Origin of the sequence: Burkholderia sp. BCC0398 (assembly GCF_902833245.1) — a bacterium.
GTDB classification, from domain to species: domain Bacteria; phylum Pseudomonadota; class Gammaproteobacteria; order Burkholderiales; family Burkholderiaceae; genus Burkholderia; species Burkholderia sola.
In genome coordinates, this window is record NZ_CADFEM010000005.1 from 44,921 (window position 1) to 60,431 (window position 15,511).

Annotated in this window: 13 protein-coding genes; 11 read left to right on the forward strand and 2 right to left on the reverse strand. The window is 62.5% G+C overall.

What is annotated here, in order from left to right; translation table 11 throughout:
• The first annotated feature begins 238 nt into the window (after positions 1 to 238).
• Together HWX76_RS12040 and HWX76_RS12045 are read left to right on the forward strand one after the other, a co-directional pair.
• Entirely contained in the window at positions 239 to 1,303 is a 1,065-nt protein-coding gene (locus HWX76_RS12040; protein ID WP_012337331.1) for a YCF48-related protein, read from the forward strand.
• A 12-nt stretch (positions 1,304 to 1,315) separates the two neighbouring features.
• On the forward strand, positions 1,316 to 3,799 hold the full coding sequence (locus HWX76_RS12045) for an MMPL family transporter (RefSeq protein WP_176015853.1): 2,484 nt from the start codon (positions 1,316 to 1,318) through the stop codon (positions 3,797 to 3,799).
• Between the two features lie 126 nt (positions 3,800 to 3,925).
• Here the strand turns inward: HWX76_RS12045 and HWX76_RS12050 are convergent, their stop codons facing one another.
• Positions 3,926 to 4,708 carry an SDR family oxidoreductase gene (locus HWX76_RS12050; RefSeq protein WP_012337333.1) on the reverse strand — a complete coding sequence of 261 codons (783 nt, stop codon included), beginning with the start codon at positions 4,706 to 4,708 and terminating at the stop codon, positions 3,926 to 3,928.
• A gap of 17 nt (positions 4,709 to 4,725) precedes the next feature.
• On the reverse strand, positions 4,726 to 5,751 hold the full coding sequence (locus tag HWX76_RS12055; RefSeq protein ID WP_176015854.1) for an NAD(P)-dependent alcohol dehydrogenase: 1,026 nt from the start codon (positions 5,749 to 5,751) through the stop codon (positions 4,726 to 4,728).
• 137 nt (positions 5,752 to 5,888) lie between these two features.
• On the opposite strand from HWX76_RS12055, the gene HWX76_RS12060 reads away from it, so the two are divergent.
• From HWX76_RS12060 to HWX76_RS12100, 9 genes are all read left to right on the forward strand, one after another.
• Complete coding sequence (locus HWX76_RS12060; protein WP_012337335.1) at positions 5,889 to 6,638, forward strand: electron transfer flavoprotein subunit beta/FixA family protein; 750 nt, start codon at positions 5,889 to 5,891, stop codon at positions 6,636 to 6,638.
• Between the two features lie 2 nt (positions 6,639 to 6,640).
• On the forward strand, positions 6,641 to 7,573 hold the full coding sequence (locus HWX76_RS12065) for an FAD-binding protein (RefSeq protein ID WP_175803796.1): 933 nt from the start codon (positions 6,641 to 6,643) through the stop codon (positions 7,571 to 7,573).
• Between the two features lie 171 nt (positions 7,574 to 7,744).
• On the forward strand, positions 7,745 to 9,103 hold the full coding sequence (locus HWX76_RS12070) for an aromatic ring-hydroxylating dioxygenase subunit alpha (RefSeq protein WP_050016537.1): 1,359 nt from the start codon (positions 7,745 to 7,747) through the stop codon (positions 9,101 to 9,103).
• Positions 9,103 to 10,812, forward strand: a complete 1,710-nt coding sequence (locus HWX76_RS12075) for an FAD-binding protein (protein WP_012337338.1) — start codon at positions 9,103 to 9,105, stop codon at positions 10,810 to 10,812. The genes HWX76_RS12070 and HWX76_RS12075 overlap by 1 nt, the downstream gene beginning before the upstream one ends.
• Positions 10,813 to 10,828: 16 nt before the next feature.
• Positions 10,829 to 11,815, forward strand: a complete 987-nt coding sequence (locus tag HWX76_RS12080; RefSeq protein WP_176015855.1) for a thiamine pyrophosphate-dependent dehydrogenase E1 component subunit alpha — start codon at positions 10,829 to 10,831, stop codon at positions 11,813 to 11,815.
• Positions 11,812 to 12,804 (forward strand): alpha-ketoacid dehydrogenase subunit beta, encoded by a 993-nt coding sequence (locus tag HWX76_RS12085; protein ID WP_012337340.1) that lies wholly within the window; start codon positions 11,812 to 11,814, stop codon positions 12,802 to 12,804. Before HWX76_RS12080 ends, HWX76_RS12085 begins: the two co-directional genes overlap by 4 nt.
• A 47-nt stretch (positions 12,805 to 12,851) precedes the next feature.
• Positions 12,852 to 13,082, forward strand: a complete 231-nt coding sequence (locus HWX76_RS12090; protein WP_012337341.1) for a lipoyl domain-containing protein — start codon at positions 12,852 to 12,854, stop codon at positions 13,080 to 13,082.
• Positions 13,083 to 13,132: 50 nt separating this feature from the next.
• On the forward strand, positions 13,133 to 13,945 hold the full coding sequence (locus HWX76_RS12095; protein WP_012337342.1) for a 2-oxo acid dehydrogenase subunit E2: 813 nt from the start codon (positions 13,133 to 13,135) through the stop codon (positions 13,943 to 13,945).
• 34 nt (positions 13,946 to 13,979) lie between these two features.
• Positions 13,980 to 15,509 (forward strand): long-chain fatty acid--CoA ligase, encoded by a 1,530-nt coding sequence (locus HWX76_RS12100; RefSeq protein WP_176015856.1) that lies wholly within the window; start codon positions 13,980 to 13,982, stop codon positions 15,507 to 15,509.
• The last annotated feature ends 2 nt before the right edge of the window (positions 15,510 to 15,511 follow it).

Genomic DNA, 15,511 nt, shown 5'->3' on the forward strand with positions numbered 1-15,511 from the left:
CGATGTCAGGTTGAAACAACCGGCGGCATCCTGCCTGTCTTGCCAGGCAGGATGCTTCGGCCGCGGGTGCGGGCCGCATTGCGCCGAAGCACATGTGGTCGACCGGTATTCGATAGTTGGCGTAATGCCGTAAGCGCACCGAGTATGCCGCGCCGGCTCGACCCGGCACGGCGTGAAAAAAACATAAAGTCCAGGACTGTTCGTGTAGTTGGTCGGCAGTAACTGTGAAGGAGACGTAATGCGCCATACCATGTTTCGTTGTCTCGCGTTGGCGGCGGCAGCAAGCCTCGCGAGCAGTACGGTTTACGCCGGGTTCGCCGACCCGATGCACTCGCCGGCAGTCGTCAATCCGCGCGCCGCGCACGAACCCATGATTGCCGTTGCCCGGGCCGGGCAACGACTTGTTGCAGTGGGGCCGCGCGGTGTCATCCTCTTCTCGGACGATGATGCTGCGAACTGGCGCCAGGCGAGTGTGCCGGTGAGCTCGGATCTCGTTGCGGTGACCTTCAAGTCCGCAACGCAGGGCTGGGCCGTCGGCCACGACGGCGAAGTGCTCCATACGGCCGATGGTGGCAGCACCTGGGTGCGTCAGCTCGATGGCGAACAGGCCGCGAAGCTGATGACCGACTATTACGCGCAGCAGCAAGGCGATTCGGCCGCACTCAAGGCGTCGCGAGAGGAGGCTCAGCGCTTCGTGGCCGATGGGGGCGGACGTCCGTTCCTCGATGTGTGGTTCGACGACGAGCACTCGGGCTGGGTCGTCGGGTCATTCAACATCATTTTCCATACCGAGGATGGCGGCCGCAGCTGGGTTCCATGGTTCGACCGCGTCGACAATCCGGAAGCCCTGAACCTGCATGCGATGCGCCGAATTGGCGGGACGCTCTATATCGTGGGTGAGCAGGGCCTTCTCCTGAAACTCGATCCCGACAGGAAGCGCTTCGTCGCGGTCTCGTCGCCGTCGAAGGGCAGCCTCTTCGGACTCGCTTCGGCTGGCAACGCAATGATCGCGTACGGGTTGCTCGGCAATGCCTACCGTTCCACCGATGGCGGCGCCACCTGGACCAAGATCACGTTGCCGACGAGCGCAAGCATTCTCGCTTCGGCAGAACGCCCGAATGGTCATGTGCTGCTCGCCACGGAGGCCGGCGAGCTGCTCGAAAGCAGCGATCAAGGCGCAACGTTTCACGCACTGGCCGTGCGCCAGCCGGGCGGTATCTTTGCGATGTCGCTGCGCGACGACACGGCGGTGCTGGCCGGCGCAGCCGGCTTGTCGCGAATCGGATTGGCGAAGTCGAAATAACGGAGAGCAGACATGGCTGGCGGCAATAATGCCCAATTCGACAAGATGCCTGTTGTGACGGATCTTGCCCAGTTCGATTTGCGCTCGGGCAATGCGCTCGAGCGCCTGATTTTCAACCGGCGTCCCTGGCTCATCGTCATCTGCGCGATCATCACCGCGGTGCTCGGGTTTCAGGCGATGCGGCTCGACGTGAATGCGAGCTTCGAGAAGATGATTCCGCTCTCGCATCCGTATATCAAGAACTATCTCGCGAACAAGGTGGACCTGAAGGGGCTCGGCAACTCGCTGCGTATCGTCGTCGAGAATCCTTCGGGCGACATCTACGATCCCAAGTACCTGGCGGCGTTGCGCCGCATCAATGACGCACTGTTCCTGATTCCGGGCGTCGATCGACCCGGCGTGAAATCGCTGTGGATGCCGATCGTGCGCTGGAACGTGGTCACCGAGAGGGGTTTCGCGGGCGGCGCGGTCATGCCGGACGGTTTCGACGGTTCGGCGCAGTCAATTGCTCAGCTCCGCACGAACGTTGCGCGCGCAAACATCGTCGGCAGCCTCGTCTCCAACGACCTGCATTCGAGCATGATCCAGCTGCCGCTGCTCGACCATTACGCCGACACCGGAAAGTCGCTCGACTATGCGAAGCTCTCGCATCAGATCGACGAAGTGATCAAGACCGAAGGCCATGGAGAAGTGAAGGTGCACGTGGTGGGCTTCGCCCGGCTGATCGGCGATCTCATCGAGGGCCTGAAGCAGGTCGCGATGTACTTCGGTGTTGCCGCGGCGATCGCGCTCGGGGTGATCTTTCTCTACACGCGTTGCTATCGCAGCACGCTGCTGGTGGTGGCTTGCTCGCTCATTGCGGTGGTCTGGCAGCTCGGCATCATCCGCACGCTCGGCTACGTGCTCGATCCGTATTCGGTGCTGGTCCCGTTTCTCGTGTTCGCCATCGGCGTCTCGCATGGCGCGCAGAAGATGAACGGGATCACGCAGGACATCGGGCGAGGCACGCACCGCTACGTGGCGGCGCGCTACACGTTCCGGCGGCTTTTCCTCGCCGGTCTCACGGCATTGCTCGCGGATGTGGTCGGCTTCGCCGTGCTGATGGTCATCGACATTCCAGTGATCAAGGACCTGGCGTTTACGGCGAGCGTGGGCGTGGGCGTGCTCGTCTTCACGAACCTGCTGCTGCTGCCGGTGCTGCTCTCGTACATCGGAGTGAGCCCGTCCGCCGCGCGGCGCAGCGTGCGCGGCGAGCAGAGCGATGCCTCCGGAGCTTCCTCGGCCGGCGCGCTGTGGAATCTGCTGGACCGCTTCACGGAGCGGCGCTGGGCCGTGGGCGCGATCGTGTGCGCGGCTCTGCTTACGGCGGTGGGCTGGTCGATCAGCCAGCATTTGCAGATCGGCGACCTCGATTCCGGCGCGCCGGAACTCAGGCCCAATTCACGCTACAACCGCGATAATGCCTATACGAATGCGCATTTCGGGTTGTCGAGCGATCTGTTCGTGGTGATCGGCAAATCGTCGCACGGCACCTGCGACGCGAATAATTTCCCGCTCGCACTGGAAGCGGACCGACTCGAAACCACACTGCGCGGCGTGCCGGGTGTGCAGACGACGACGTCGGTCGGCGGCCTCGTGCGCTGGATGACATCGGGCTTTTACGAGGGCTATCCGAAGTGGTACACGATCGACCGCGTGCCCTCGATCATCAACAAGACGGTCTGGCAGATTCTGTTGGATCATCCGGACCTGATCAGCCAGACATGCGGTACCGCGCCGGTAATCGCGTATCTGACGGACCACAAGGCGGCAACGCTTTCCCGCGTGATGAGCGTGGCGGAGGAGTTCGCGAAGACGCACAGCGATGCAGACCACCAGTTCCTGATGGTGGCCGGCTCAGCGGGTATCGACGCGGTGACGAACGTGGTGGTCGCGGAAGCGAACCGCACGATGCTCTTCATGGTGTACGCGGCGGTGATCCTGCTGTGCTTCATCACATTCCGCAGCTGGCGCGCGGTGGTGGTGGCTGTCGTGCCGCTGGGCATCACGTCGGTGCTGTGCGAAGCGCTGATGGTCAAGCTCGGTATCGGCGTGAAGGTCGCGACGCTGCCCGTGATCGCGCTGGGCGTGGGGATCGGGGTCGACTATGCGCTGTATTTGCTGAGCGTGCAGCTCGCGTATCAGCGCACCGGACAGCCGCTGCGCGTGGCCTACCGCCATGCCGTGCAGTTCACCGGCAAGGTCGTGGCGTTGGTTGGCGTGACGCTGGCGGCGGGTGTGGTGACATGGACGTTCTCGCCGATCAAGTTCCAGGCCGATATGGGCATTCTGCTCACGTTCATGTTCCTGTGGAACATGATCGGTGCGCTGATCCTCATTCCGGCACTGTCACATTTCCTTCTGCAAGGGATTTCGCGCAAGGCAGGGGCGAAGAACGCGTCCGCCGATTCGGCAAACGCCGAAGCCTGCAGCGGCGAGGCGACCCTGCGGTCGTGATCGTGTAGCGTGTGCCGCCTTGCGCGGCGCCACGTTCCGCGCGAATGAATCGGCCCGCCATCCGTGACGATGGCGGGCCGATTGGTTTGGAAGTCAGGCGTAGCCCGCGCGCGAAGGAGGCCGAATCTACACGACGGACATGGAAAAACTCAAGATCTCGGAGACGCCGCCGTCGACCATCAGCATCTGGCCGTTCATGTAGGAGCTCGCCTCGGAGGCGAGAAACACGGCTACACCTCCCAGTTCCTCGGGGTTTCCCCAGCGTCCGACCGAAATATGCGAGCGCACGATCTCCTTCATCTGCGGATTCGACGCGACGGGCTCGGCCATATCGGTGAGGAAATAGCCGGGGCAAATGCCATTGCAGCGAATGCCGTGCCGGCCGAGTTCCGCGCCGAGCGATTTCGTGAGCCCGGCGACCGCGTGCTTGCTGGCCACGTACGCTTGAAGTTTCTCGCGGCCGAGCACCGAAACATAAGAGCCCACGTTGATGATGCGTCCGTGCCCATGCTCGATCATGGGGCGTGCGACTTCCTGCGCGAGAAGGTACGCTGCCGTGACGTTCGTATCCATGGTCCTTTGCCACATCTCGACGCTCGACTGCAGAAAATCGCTCCACTCGCACATGCCGGCATTGTTGAGCAGGATGTCGATGCGTCCGTGACGCGCGAGAACGTTACGCACGCCGTTTCTGATCGCGTCCTGATCGGTGAGATCGAACGGTTCGATATCGACGCTTCCTCCGCTTCCACGAATGGATTCGGCGGCGGTTTCGAGGCTTGCGCGGGATCGCGCACACAGAATGACGGTTGCACCCGCCGACGCCAGCGCGCCTGCCATGGCGAAGCCAAGACCGCGCGACGCGCCCGTGACGAGTGCGATTTGTCCTTCCAGTGAAAACAGTTTCATGGTCCGACTCCTATCGATCATGCGGTGGCTGCCTGCGGGTGGCGAATGACGATCTTGCCGAAATGCCGCTGGCTTTCGAGGTGCCGCAGCGCATCCGGCACCTGCGCGAATTCATGGATCGAGTCGATGACCGGCCGAAGCTTGTGCAGGTCGATCGCGCGATTCATCGCTTCGAAATCCTGCCGGGAGCCAACGCGAATCGGCGCGATCGACAGCCCGCGCGTGAAGAACCCGTCGCCTGGAGAAGGGGCGCCCGTCAGCAGTCCCACGACACTGATCCGGCCGCCATCCCGCGTGGCGGCGACGGACTTGCCGAACGTTTGCGCGCCTCCGACCTCGACGACGAGATCGACGCCCAGTCCATCGGTGAGTTGCAGCACGGCAGCGTCCCATTGCGGCACTTCGCGGTAGTTGATCGTGGCGTCGGCGCCCAGTTCTGCGAGGCGTTCGAGCTTCGCGTCGCTCGACGATGTGGCAATGACCCGCGCGCCGAACAGGCGCGCAAGCTGCAACGCGAAAATCGATACGCCACCCGTTCCTTGCACGAGGACGGTTTGACCCGGCAGAAGCGGTGCGTGCTGGCATAACGCATTCCAGGCGGTGACGGCAGCACAGGGCAGTGTTGCTGCCTCTTCGTCGGAGAGATGAGCCGGAACGCCGACCCATTCTTCCTCGCTCAATACGACCTTGTCGCACAGCATGCCTTCGACGATCGCGCCGCGGCCGAGAACGTCAGCGTGTTGCGGGCGCGCGCCGCCGTGCCAGTTTTCCGCGAAGTTCGCCATGACCCGGTCACCGGGCTTGAAGCGCCGAACGCTGGGGCCTACCGCGAGCACGACGCCCGCGCCGTCCGAGACGGGAATGAAGTTGGGTGCCATCCAGTCGCGAAACGCACCGTTCATCAGCAACAGCTCGCGAAAATTCAGCGAACTTGCATTGACCTGCACCAGGACCTCGTGAACGCCTGGTGGCGACGGATCCGGTTCCTCGCGTAACGCCAGACCTGAAATTCCTTCAAACCGTTCGCATCGATAGAGCTTCATTCGTCGTCTCCATGGTGGTGAACGAGGCTGCCATATTTACTGTCGCAACACGCGTTGTTCATTCTTCTCGTTGACAGCCGTAAAAAGATGAGTTCAGAATATCGAACATTGTTCATCAAAGCGTTCGGAGCGTCAAATTGAAGATACTGGTCGCGGTAAAGCGCGTGATCGACTACAACGTCAAACCGCGGGTGAAGGCCGACGGTTCGGGTGTCGACCTGGCCAACGTGAAGATGGCCATGAACCCGTTCGACGAGATCGCGGTGGAGGAGGCGGTGCGCCTCAAGGAAGCGGGTATCGCGAGTGAGGTCGTCGTGGTATCGGCGGGAACCGCGCAATCGCAAGACGTGCTGCGCACGGCGCTGGCCATGGGGGCGGATCGCGCGGTGCTCGTCGAAAGCGAAGCCGAGTTGCAGCCGCTCGCGGTCGCAAAACTGCTGTGCGCCGTGGCCGCGCGGGAAAACCCGCAGTTGGTGCTGCTCGGCAAGCAGGCCATCGACAACGATGCCGGCCAGACCGGCCAAAAGCTCGCCGCATTGCTCGATTGGCCGCAGGCGACATTCGCGTTCAAGACGGAAGTCGACGGCCAGCAGTTGCTCGTCACGCGCGAGATCGACGGCGGCCTGGAACGCGTTGCGCTCGATCTGCCGGCGGTCGTCACAACCGATCTGCGCCTGAATAGTCCGCGCTATGTGACGTTGCCCAACATCATGAAGGCAAAGAAGAAGCCGCTGGAGACGCTGAGCCCCGAAGCGCTGAACGTTGATGTCGCACCGCGTTTGAAGGTTCTCGAGGTGACCGAGCCGCCGGCGCGCAAGGGCGGCGTAATGGTTCCGGATGTCGCGGCGCTGATTGACAAGCTTCGGAATGAAGCGAAGGTGATCTGATCATGACTATTCTCGTTATTGCGGAACACGACAACGCAACTCTCAAGCGTGCCACGCTCAACGCCATTTCGGCGGCGGGCGCGGTGGGCGGAGACATTCATGTGCTGGTGGCTGCCCATGGTGCTCCGGCAGTGGTGGAGCAGGCGGCGAACGTTGCCGGTGTCGCCGAGGTGCTGGTGGCGGACTCGCCGGCATACGCGCACGGGTTGCCGGAAAATCTCGCATCGCTCGTTGTCTCGCTGGCCAGCGGATATACGCATGTGATCGCCGCATCGACGGCAGTGGGCAAGAATTTCATGCCCCGCGTCGCGGCGTTGCTCGACAGCGCGCAGATTTCCGATGTCGTCGCCTTCAAGGCGCCCGATATCTTCGTGCGTCCGATCTACGCGGGCAATGCGCTCGCCACGGTGCAATCGTGCGATGCGATCAAGGTCATAACGATTCGCCCGACCGCGTTCGATGCGGCGGTCACGGGATCGAGCGCCGCGCCCACGCGCGCGGTTGCAGCGGCTCCGGCCTCCGACAGTACACGATTTGTCGGACAGGAATTGACGAAATCGAGTCGTCCGGAGCTTTCCGCCGCCAATATCGTCGTTTCGGGCGGCCGCGGGATGCAGAACGGCGACAACTTCAAGCTGCTCGACGCACTCGCGGACAAACTCGGCGCGGCCGTCGGCGCGTCGCGCGCGGCGGTCGACGCCGGCTTCGTGCCGAACGACTATCAGGTGGGCCAGACCGGCAAGATCGTCGCGCCGCAGTTGTATATCGCCGTCGGCATCTCGGGCGCCATTCAGCACCTTGCGGGCATGAAGGACTCGAAAGTCATCGTTGCGATCAACAAGGACAGCGAGGCACCGATTTTTCAGGTGGCCGACTACGGTCTCGCCGCGGATCTTTTCGAAGCGGTACCGGCGCTGACTGCGGGACTCGATTAATAGTCGCCCGGATTGACAGCAATCCAAGCGTAAGCCTAGCATCTGAACGCCGTTCAATTAAATTGAACAGATGGTTGCATATTGGTTGCCGGTCAGAGTGAGAGTCGAGCGGCCGCCAGATAAAAAGCGGGAACCGGCGCCTACGCCGGCCACATCACCAAGGAGATATCAATGGGTAACAGAGGTGCCGATTCGGGCGAATACACGGTCAGGCTCGATTTTGTCCCGAAGGACAGTTACCTGTCGAAGCAGTTTCTCGAGCGGGAGAACGAGCGCCTGTGGCCGCGCGTGTGGCAGGTTGCTTGCCGGCTGGAAGAGATTCCCGGTATCGGCGATTACGTGACCTTCGATGTGGCGGGCGAGTCGATCGTCGTCGTGCGCACGTCGGCCGAACAAATCAAGGCCTATTTCAACGTCTGCCAGCATCGCGGCCGCCGGTTGACCAATGGTTGCGGCAAGGCCGCAAAATTCCATTGCGCGTATCACGGCTGGCAGTGGAATCTGGATGGCAGCGTGGCGCGCGTGCTCGACCGGCAAGACTGGGAAGGCTGTCCGGAGATGGGCGATAGCAATCTCCGTCTCACCGATGTCCTGGTGGACACATGGGGCGGTTTCGTGTTCATCAACATGGATCCGAATGCCGAGCCGCTCGCCAAATTTCTCGATCCGGTGCCGGAAATCACGAACTGTTTCGAGTTCGAGAAGATGCGTTACCGCTGGTACAAGTCGATTCGCCTGCCGTGCAACTGGAAGGTCGCCCTGGAAGCGTTCAACGAGGGTTATCACGTGGCGGCAACGCATCCCCAGTTGCTCGACGTGGCCGGCGACGACGTAACGCGCAGCTTCGCGTATGGCCGCCACGGCATGTTTGGCTACTCGTCGGCCACGCGCATCATCGGTGCGCCCTCGTCGCGTACCGGCAAGCCGATGCCGGAGGACGTGCGCCAGGGCCTCGTGAACTTCTTCCGCGTCATGGAAGAAACGCTCAAGGCGATCAACACCGCTCGCGACTATGAAGCGGCCAAGCGGTTGATGCATGAAATGTCGCCGTCAGGCGACCAGTTCGAAGTGCTGGCGAAGGCGATGGAGTTCCAGCGTGAAGCGGCCATCGCCGAAGGGGCCGGTTGGCCCGAGATCACGTTCGAGCAGCTCGGCCGCGCGGGAGCGGACTGGCACGTGTTTCCGAACCTCGTGTTTCTTCCGTACCCGGACGGTGCGCTGTTCTATCGCGCGCGCCCGGACGGCGACAACCCCGACTCGTGCATTTACGACATCTGGTCGCTTCAGCGCTATGCGCCGGGTGCGGAGCCGCCGCTGAAACGCGAGTTCTATTACGGCGTGGACGACTGGAAAGAGAACGCACAGGAGAATTTCGGCCTGATTCTCTGGCAGGACTTCCAGAACATGACGAACGTGCAGCAGGGCATGAAGTCGCGCGGGTTCAAGGGTTCGCGCACGAATCCGCTGCAGGAAACGTCGGTGTCCAACTTCCATCGCGCGCTCCGCGAATTCATCGCGCAGGAGGAGTGATGTCGGGAACCTGGGACGCAACCTACGATTTCGTGGTGGTCGGAAGCGGTGGCGGGTCAATGTGCGCGGCGCTCGCATGCAAGTCCGCAGGCAAGGAAGCGCTCATCGTCGAAAAGCAGCCGAAGGTGGGCGGCTCGACCGGTTATTCGGGCGGAGTGTGGTGGCTGCCGAACAACCATGTGATGAAGCGCCACGGCGTCAGCGATTCGTATGAGCGCGCACGCCAGTACTTCGACGCCGCGGTGACGTATCAAGGGCCGGGCACATCGGAGGCGCGGCGTGAGGCGTATTTGCGCACCGGCCCGAAGATGGCCGAGTTTCTCGAGCAGCAAGGCATGGAGTTCGTGTACGCCGATGGGTGGTCCGACTACTACGACACGTTGCCCGGCGGCGAGCCGCGTGGCCGTTCGCTGCTGGCAAAGCTGTTCGATGTGAAGGAACTGGGCGAATGGGCGCCGCGCCTGTCGCGCTATAAGGGCCCCTCGATGCCGGCCAATTCGGACGAGTATCCGCAACTCTTTCTGATGAAGCGGACGTGGGGCGGCAAGCGCAAGGCGATGCAGCTCGGCGGCCGCATGCTCTATCAGAAGATCACGGGCAAGGAGCTGGTCTCCAACGGCGCCGCGATTCAGGGCCGCATGTTGCAGATGGCGCTGCGCGCGAATGTGCCGATCTGGACCGAGACACCGGTGCGTGAACTCATTGTCGAGGATGGGCATGTGACGGGCATCGTCGCGGTTCGCAATGGTCGCGAATTGCGCATCCAGGCTCGTGAAGGCGTACTGCTCAATACCGGCGGCTTTTCGCGCAACGCCGAAATGCGCCGCCAGTACCAGCCGCAACCGTCATCGGCGGATTGGACAAACGCCAATCCCGGCGATACCGGTGAAATCCTGCAAGCCGCCATCGCGCTCGGCGGCGCGGTGGACTGCATGGAGGAAGCGTGGTGGGTCGTGACGTCGCTCGGCCCCAATGAAGAATTGCCGGAAGGGGCGCGCGCGCCGGACGGTTCGCCGCTGCCCTTCATGCATCACCTCGATCTCTCGCTGCCATTTTCGATCATGGTCGATCAGGATGGCGAACGCTTCTGCGATGAAGCGGGCGCGTACATGGAAATCGGCCAGCGCATGTACCAGCGTCACAAGGAGACGGGCAAGGCCGTGCCCGCCTGGGTCGTGATGGACAGCCGGCAGCGCAAGTACTACCCGTGGGGCACGGCGATGCCCGGGCAGATTCCGCAGAAATGGCTCGACAGCGGCTACATGATCAAGGCCGACACGCTGGAGGAACTGGCGGTGAAATGCGATATCGACCGCGCGGGGCTGCTCGGAACGGTGAAGCGCTTCAACGGATTCTGCAAGACGGGTGTCGATGAAGACTACGGCCGCGGTTCGCGCGCATTCGATCGCTGTCACGGCGATCCGACCATCAAGCCGAACCCGAATCTCGGGCCGATTGAGGAAGGGCCGTTTTACGCCGTGCGCATGTATCCCGGCGACGTAGGCACCGCGGGCGGACTCGTGACCGACGAATACGCGCGCGTGCTCAAGGAGGACGGGTCGCGAATCCCGGGCCTGTACGCCACCGGCAACTGCACGGCATCCGTCGTCGGTCGTTGCTACCCGGGTGCCGGAAGCAGTATCGGCGCGTCGTTCGTGTTCGGTTATATCGCGGCGCTGCATGCGAGCGGCGCGACGAAAATCTGGTGAGACAGGAGAGAGTCGAATGAATGCCTATCAGCCGCCCAGCAGTGAAGTCCTGGTCGACATATACCGGCGCATGGCACTCATCAAGCAGAACGATGAGCGCTTTCGTGCCGTCATCAAGTCCGGCAAGCTGGTCATGCCTTACTACTCGCCGCGCGGCCAGGAGGTGATCCCGTCCGCGATGTCGGTGTGCCTCACCGACGACGATTACATCTGCACGATCTACCGCGGCGTGCACGACATGATCGCCAAGGGCGTGCCGCTCAACGAACTCTGGGCGGAGCTCGCCGGCCGCGTGACGGGCACCTGCAAGGGCAAGGGCGGCCCGATGCACGTCACCCATCCCGCCTCCGGTGTCATGGTGACCACGGGCATCGTGGGCAGCTCGATGCCGATCGCGAATGGTCTCGCGCTGGCCGCGCAGATTCGTGGCGAGCCGCGGGTCGCGGTGGCCTATTTCGGTGACGGCGCGTCGAATATCGGCGCATTTCACGAATCGCTGAACATGGCGTCCGTCTGGAAACTGCCCGTCATCTTCGTGTGCCAGAACAACGGCTATGCGGAGCACACCAAGTACGCGTATGGCACGTCGGTGGCGAACATCGCGCAGCGCGCGGTCGCGTATCAAATGCCGGGCGTCACCGTCAACGGCAACGATCCGATTGCGATGCACAAGGCGGCACGCGACGCCGTCGATCGTGCGCGAAACGGCGGCGGCCCGACGCTCATCGAAGCGAACACCTTCCGCTTCCACGGGCACGTGTTCGGGGATCCCGACGCGTACATGGACGAGCACGAAAAAGCGGCCTGGGTCGCCAGGGACCCGGTGCCGCTCTTCCGGCAGTGGCTCATCGACGCGAAACATGCGACGGAAGAGACACTGGTCGCGATGGAATCCGACCACGACGCGCGAATCGATGCGGCTGTCGAATTCGCGTTGTCGAGTGCATATCCCGATGTGGCGGAACTGGGGCGCGACATCTTCAAGGACGAGGTGATTGCATGAGCCAGGCACCCACGAACATCAACACCATCCAGGCCGTCAATCTGGCGCTCGACGACGCCATGGGCGCCGATGACAACGTTATCGTGCTGGGTGAGGACGTCGCCGACGGCCAGGAAGGCGGCATCGTCGGCGTGACGAAGGGACTATCTTCGAAATACGGCACGTCGCGCGTGCGTTCGACGCCGATCTCGGAGCAGGCCATCGTCGGCGCGGCGATCGGTGCGTCGATGGTCGGCATGCGTCCCGTTGCCGAAATCATGCTGATGAACTTCACGACGGTGGCGATGGACATGATCGTCAATCACGCCGCGAAGTTGCGCTTCATGTCGGGCGGGCAGACCCACGTGCCGATCGTCATCCGCACGATGACGGGGGCGGGATTCGGTACGGGCGGCCAGCACGCCGATTACCTGGAGGCATGGTTCGCGCACGTTGCCGGCATCAAGGTCGTCGCGCCTTCCAACCCTGCCGATGCCTATGGGCTGATGCTGTCCTGTATCCGGGACGACGACCCGTGCCTTTTCATCGAAAACATGCCGTCCTACTGGAATCCGGGAACTGCGCCGGAGCGCGGCGTGGCGATTCCGCTTGGCAAGGCCAACGTGGTACGCGCAGGCACCGACGTGACCGTGATCAGCTACAGCCGCCGGGTGCAAGACGCCATGGTTGCCGCGGATGCGCTCGCGAAGGACGGCATTTCCTGTGAAGTCATCGATTTGCGCACGGTTTCTCCGCTGGATACCGAAACGATCCTGACGTCGGTGGCGAAGACCCGGCGCGCGGTCGTCGTGCATGAAGCGGTGAAACCGTTCGGCGTGGGCGCGGAAATCGCATCGCGCATTTACGAAGCCCTGTTCCGGGAACTGAAGGCGCCGGTGCAGCGAGTGGGTGCGCGATTCTGCCCCGTGCCGTTCTCGAAGCCGCTCGAAGACGCGTTCGTTCCCAGCGTGACCGACATCGAAGCGGCGGTTCGCGCCACGCTTGACTAGCAGCGGCGCGCCCCTCACCGAATTCTTAACATCAATCGAGCAAGGCCATGACCACACAAGTTCTGCTTCCCAAACTGGGTTTTTCGATGAACGAAGGCACGCTGGCCGAATGGTTGGCCGAAGACGGTGCTACCGTGAATGAAGGACAAGTTATCTACGCGTTGGAGAGCGACAAGTCGATTCAGGAGGTCGAGTCGCCGGCGTCGGGCACGCTGCGTATCGTCGCGCAGGTTGGCGAAGTGTATCCCGTCGGCACGCTGCTGGCGGAAATCGTCTGATTGGCTGCAAGCCGTCCAGTATCCAAAGGCTCTTTGAAGGGGCATCCGCGATGAGTATCGAATCCGCCAACCGGCCGCAGGCCAATGCGAATGCCGGGCCAGTCGAAACCGCGGCGCCCGCGTTCGGTGCGAACCTGCCGCCCTGGCCGCAGGTCGACTTCGCCGAATTCGGTGAGGTCGAGGTCAAGCCGGTTTCCCGTATCCAGAAGCTCACTGGGGCTTTCCTGTCGCGCAACTGGCTGACGATTCCGCATGTGACGCACCACGACGACGTGGATATCACGTCGGTTGAAACCTGGCGCAGCGCGCGCAACGACGCGAACCCGGCCGTGAAGCTCACACCGCTCGTCCTTCTGATCAAGGCCGTGGTTCGAGCGTTGCAGGCTTTTCCTCAATTCAATGCATCGCTCGATGGGGACGGCAAGAACATCGTTCTCAAGAAGTATTTCCACATCGGGGTCGCGGTCGATACCCGCCATGGGCTGCTCGTGCCCGTGCTGCGCGATTGCGACAAGAAAAGCGTCGAGGAACTCGCGGTCGAGCTCGCGGCGATTTCTCAAAAGGCACGCGAAAAAGGCCTTTCGATGGCCGAAATGTCAGGCGGCTGCTTTTCGATCAGCTCGCTCGGCGGCTTCGGGGGTACCGGCTTCACGCCTATCGTCAATGCGCCCGAGGTAGCGATTCTCGGCGTGACCAAAGCGCGGTTGGCGGCGGCGCCGGCAGAGGACGGCGGGATCAGCTGGCGCAAGATGCTTCCGCTCTCGCTGAGCTACGATCATCGCGTCATCAACGGAGCCGATGCGGCACGCTTCACCGCTTTCATCGGGACCGTGCTGGCCGATCCGCAGACGCTCGCAGGCTGAAGATTCGATATGACAAAACAACGGCGGGACTGAGATGAGAACCCTTGGCGAGATGATCGAGCGAAACGCTCGCTTGCATGGCGACCACACGGCGCTCGTGTACGCCGAGCGTCGCTTGACGCACGCTCAGCTGGCAGAGCGCGCGCGCCGCTTGTCAGGCGCGCTGTATGAGCGCGGCCTGCGGCGGCAGGACCGGGTCGCCATCCTCGCGATGAATTGCGCCGAGTACTATGAGACTTACCGGGCATGCGAGTGGGCAGGCTTCATTCTGGCCACCGTCAATTTCCGGCTTGCGCCCGCGGAGATTCTTTATATCCTCCAGGATGCGGCACCCAAGGCGCTCGTCTTCGAGGCGCAGTATGCCACCGTCGTGGATGGGCTGCGAGCCCAATTGCCGGGAATCGAGCAGTACATCTGCATCGGCGACACGCCGGCATGGGCCGTTTCATTCGAGGCGGTCATGGAAGCGGGTTCCGTTGAAGGGCCGCCTATTCGCTCGAATCCTGAAGACTACGCGTATCTGATGTACACGAGCGGCACCACGGGGCGCCCCAAGGGCGTTGTTCGCACGCAGCAGGCGATGTGCGTGACCGCCGAAAGCTGCGCGCTCGTCTCGGAATTTTCAGGCAACACGCGCGTGCTGCAAACCACACCTGCGTTCCATGTCGGAGGCATCGGCTTCGTCAATTCGGTGGCATGGATGGGCGGTACGACGGTCGTACATCGCGGCTTCGAGCCCAAGCAGATGCTCGAGACGATCGCGCAAGAGCGCATCACCTTCACGTTCATGGTGGCTGCCATGCTGCAGGCGGTGCTCGACGTGCCGGAACTGTCGACCTACGACGTATCGAGCATCGAGAACATCGTCACGGCGGCCGCCCCTGTGCCGCCGCCGCTGCTGGCCCGTGGCATTGATGCGTTAGGCCCGGTGTTTTCCGTCCAGTACGGAATGACCGAAAGCAACGCATGCTGGTTGCCCGCTCACGAGGTAAAGCCGCATGGTTCGCCGGAGGAGGTCCGGCGCCTCGCATCGGTCGGACGGCCATGCCCCGGTATCGATCTGCGGATCGTCGACGACCACGGCAACGACTTGCCTCAAGGCCAGACGGGCGAGGTATGGCTGCGCTCGAAAACGCAACTGAGCGGCTACTGGAACAACAGCGTCGCGACGGTGGAAGCGCTGCGCGACGGCTGGTATCGCTCCGGTGACATGGGCTACCAGGACAAGGACGGCTACATTTTCCTCGTCGATCGAAAAAAGGACATGATCATTTCGGGCGGCGAAAACATCTACAGCCGTGAAGTCGAGGATGTACTGGCGCAGCATCCGGCCGTAGTGGATGTGGCCGTGATCGGCGTTCCGCATGCGCAGTGGGGCGAATGCGTGAAGGCAATCGTCGTGCTGCGCCGGGGCGAGCAAGCAAGCGAAGCACAACTGATCGAATTTTGTCGTGCGCTGATCGCGAGCTACAAGTGCCCGAAGTCCATCGCGTTCGTCGACGAACTGCCGAGGTTGCCAACCGGAAAGATAAGCAAGGTGATGCTGCGCAAGCAGTTTGCCTGATG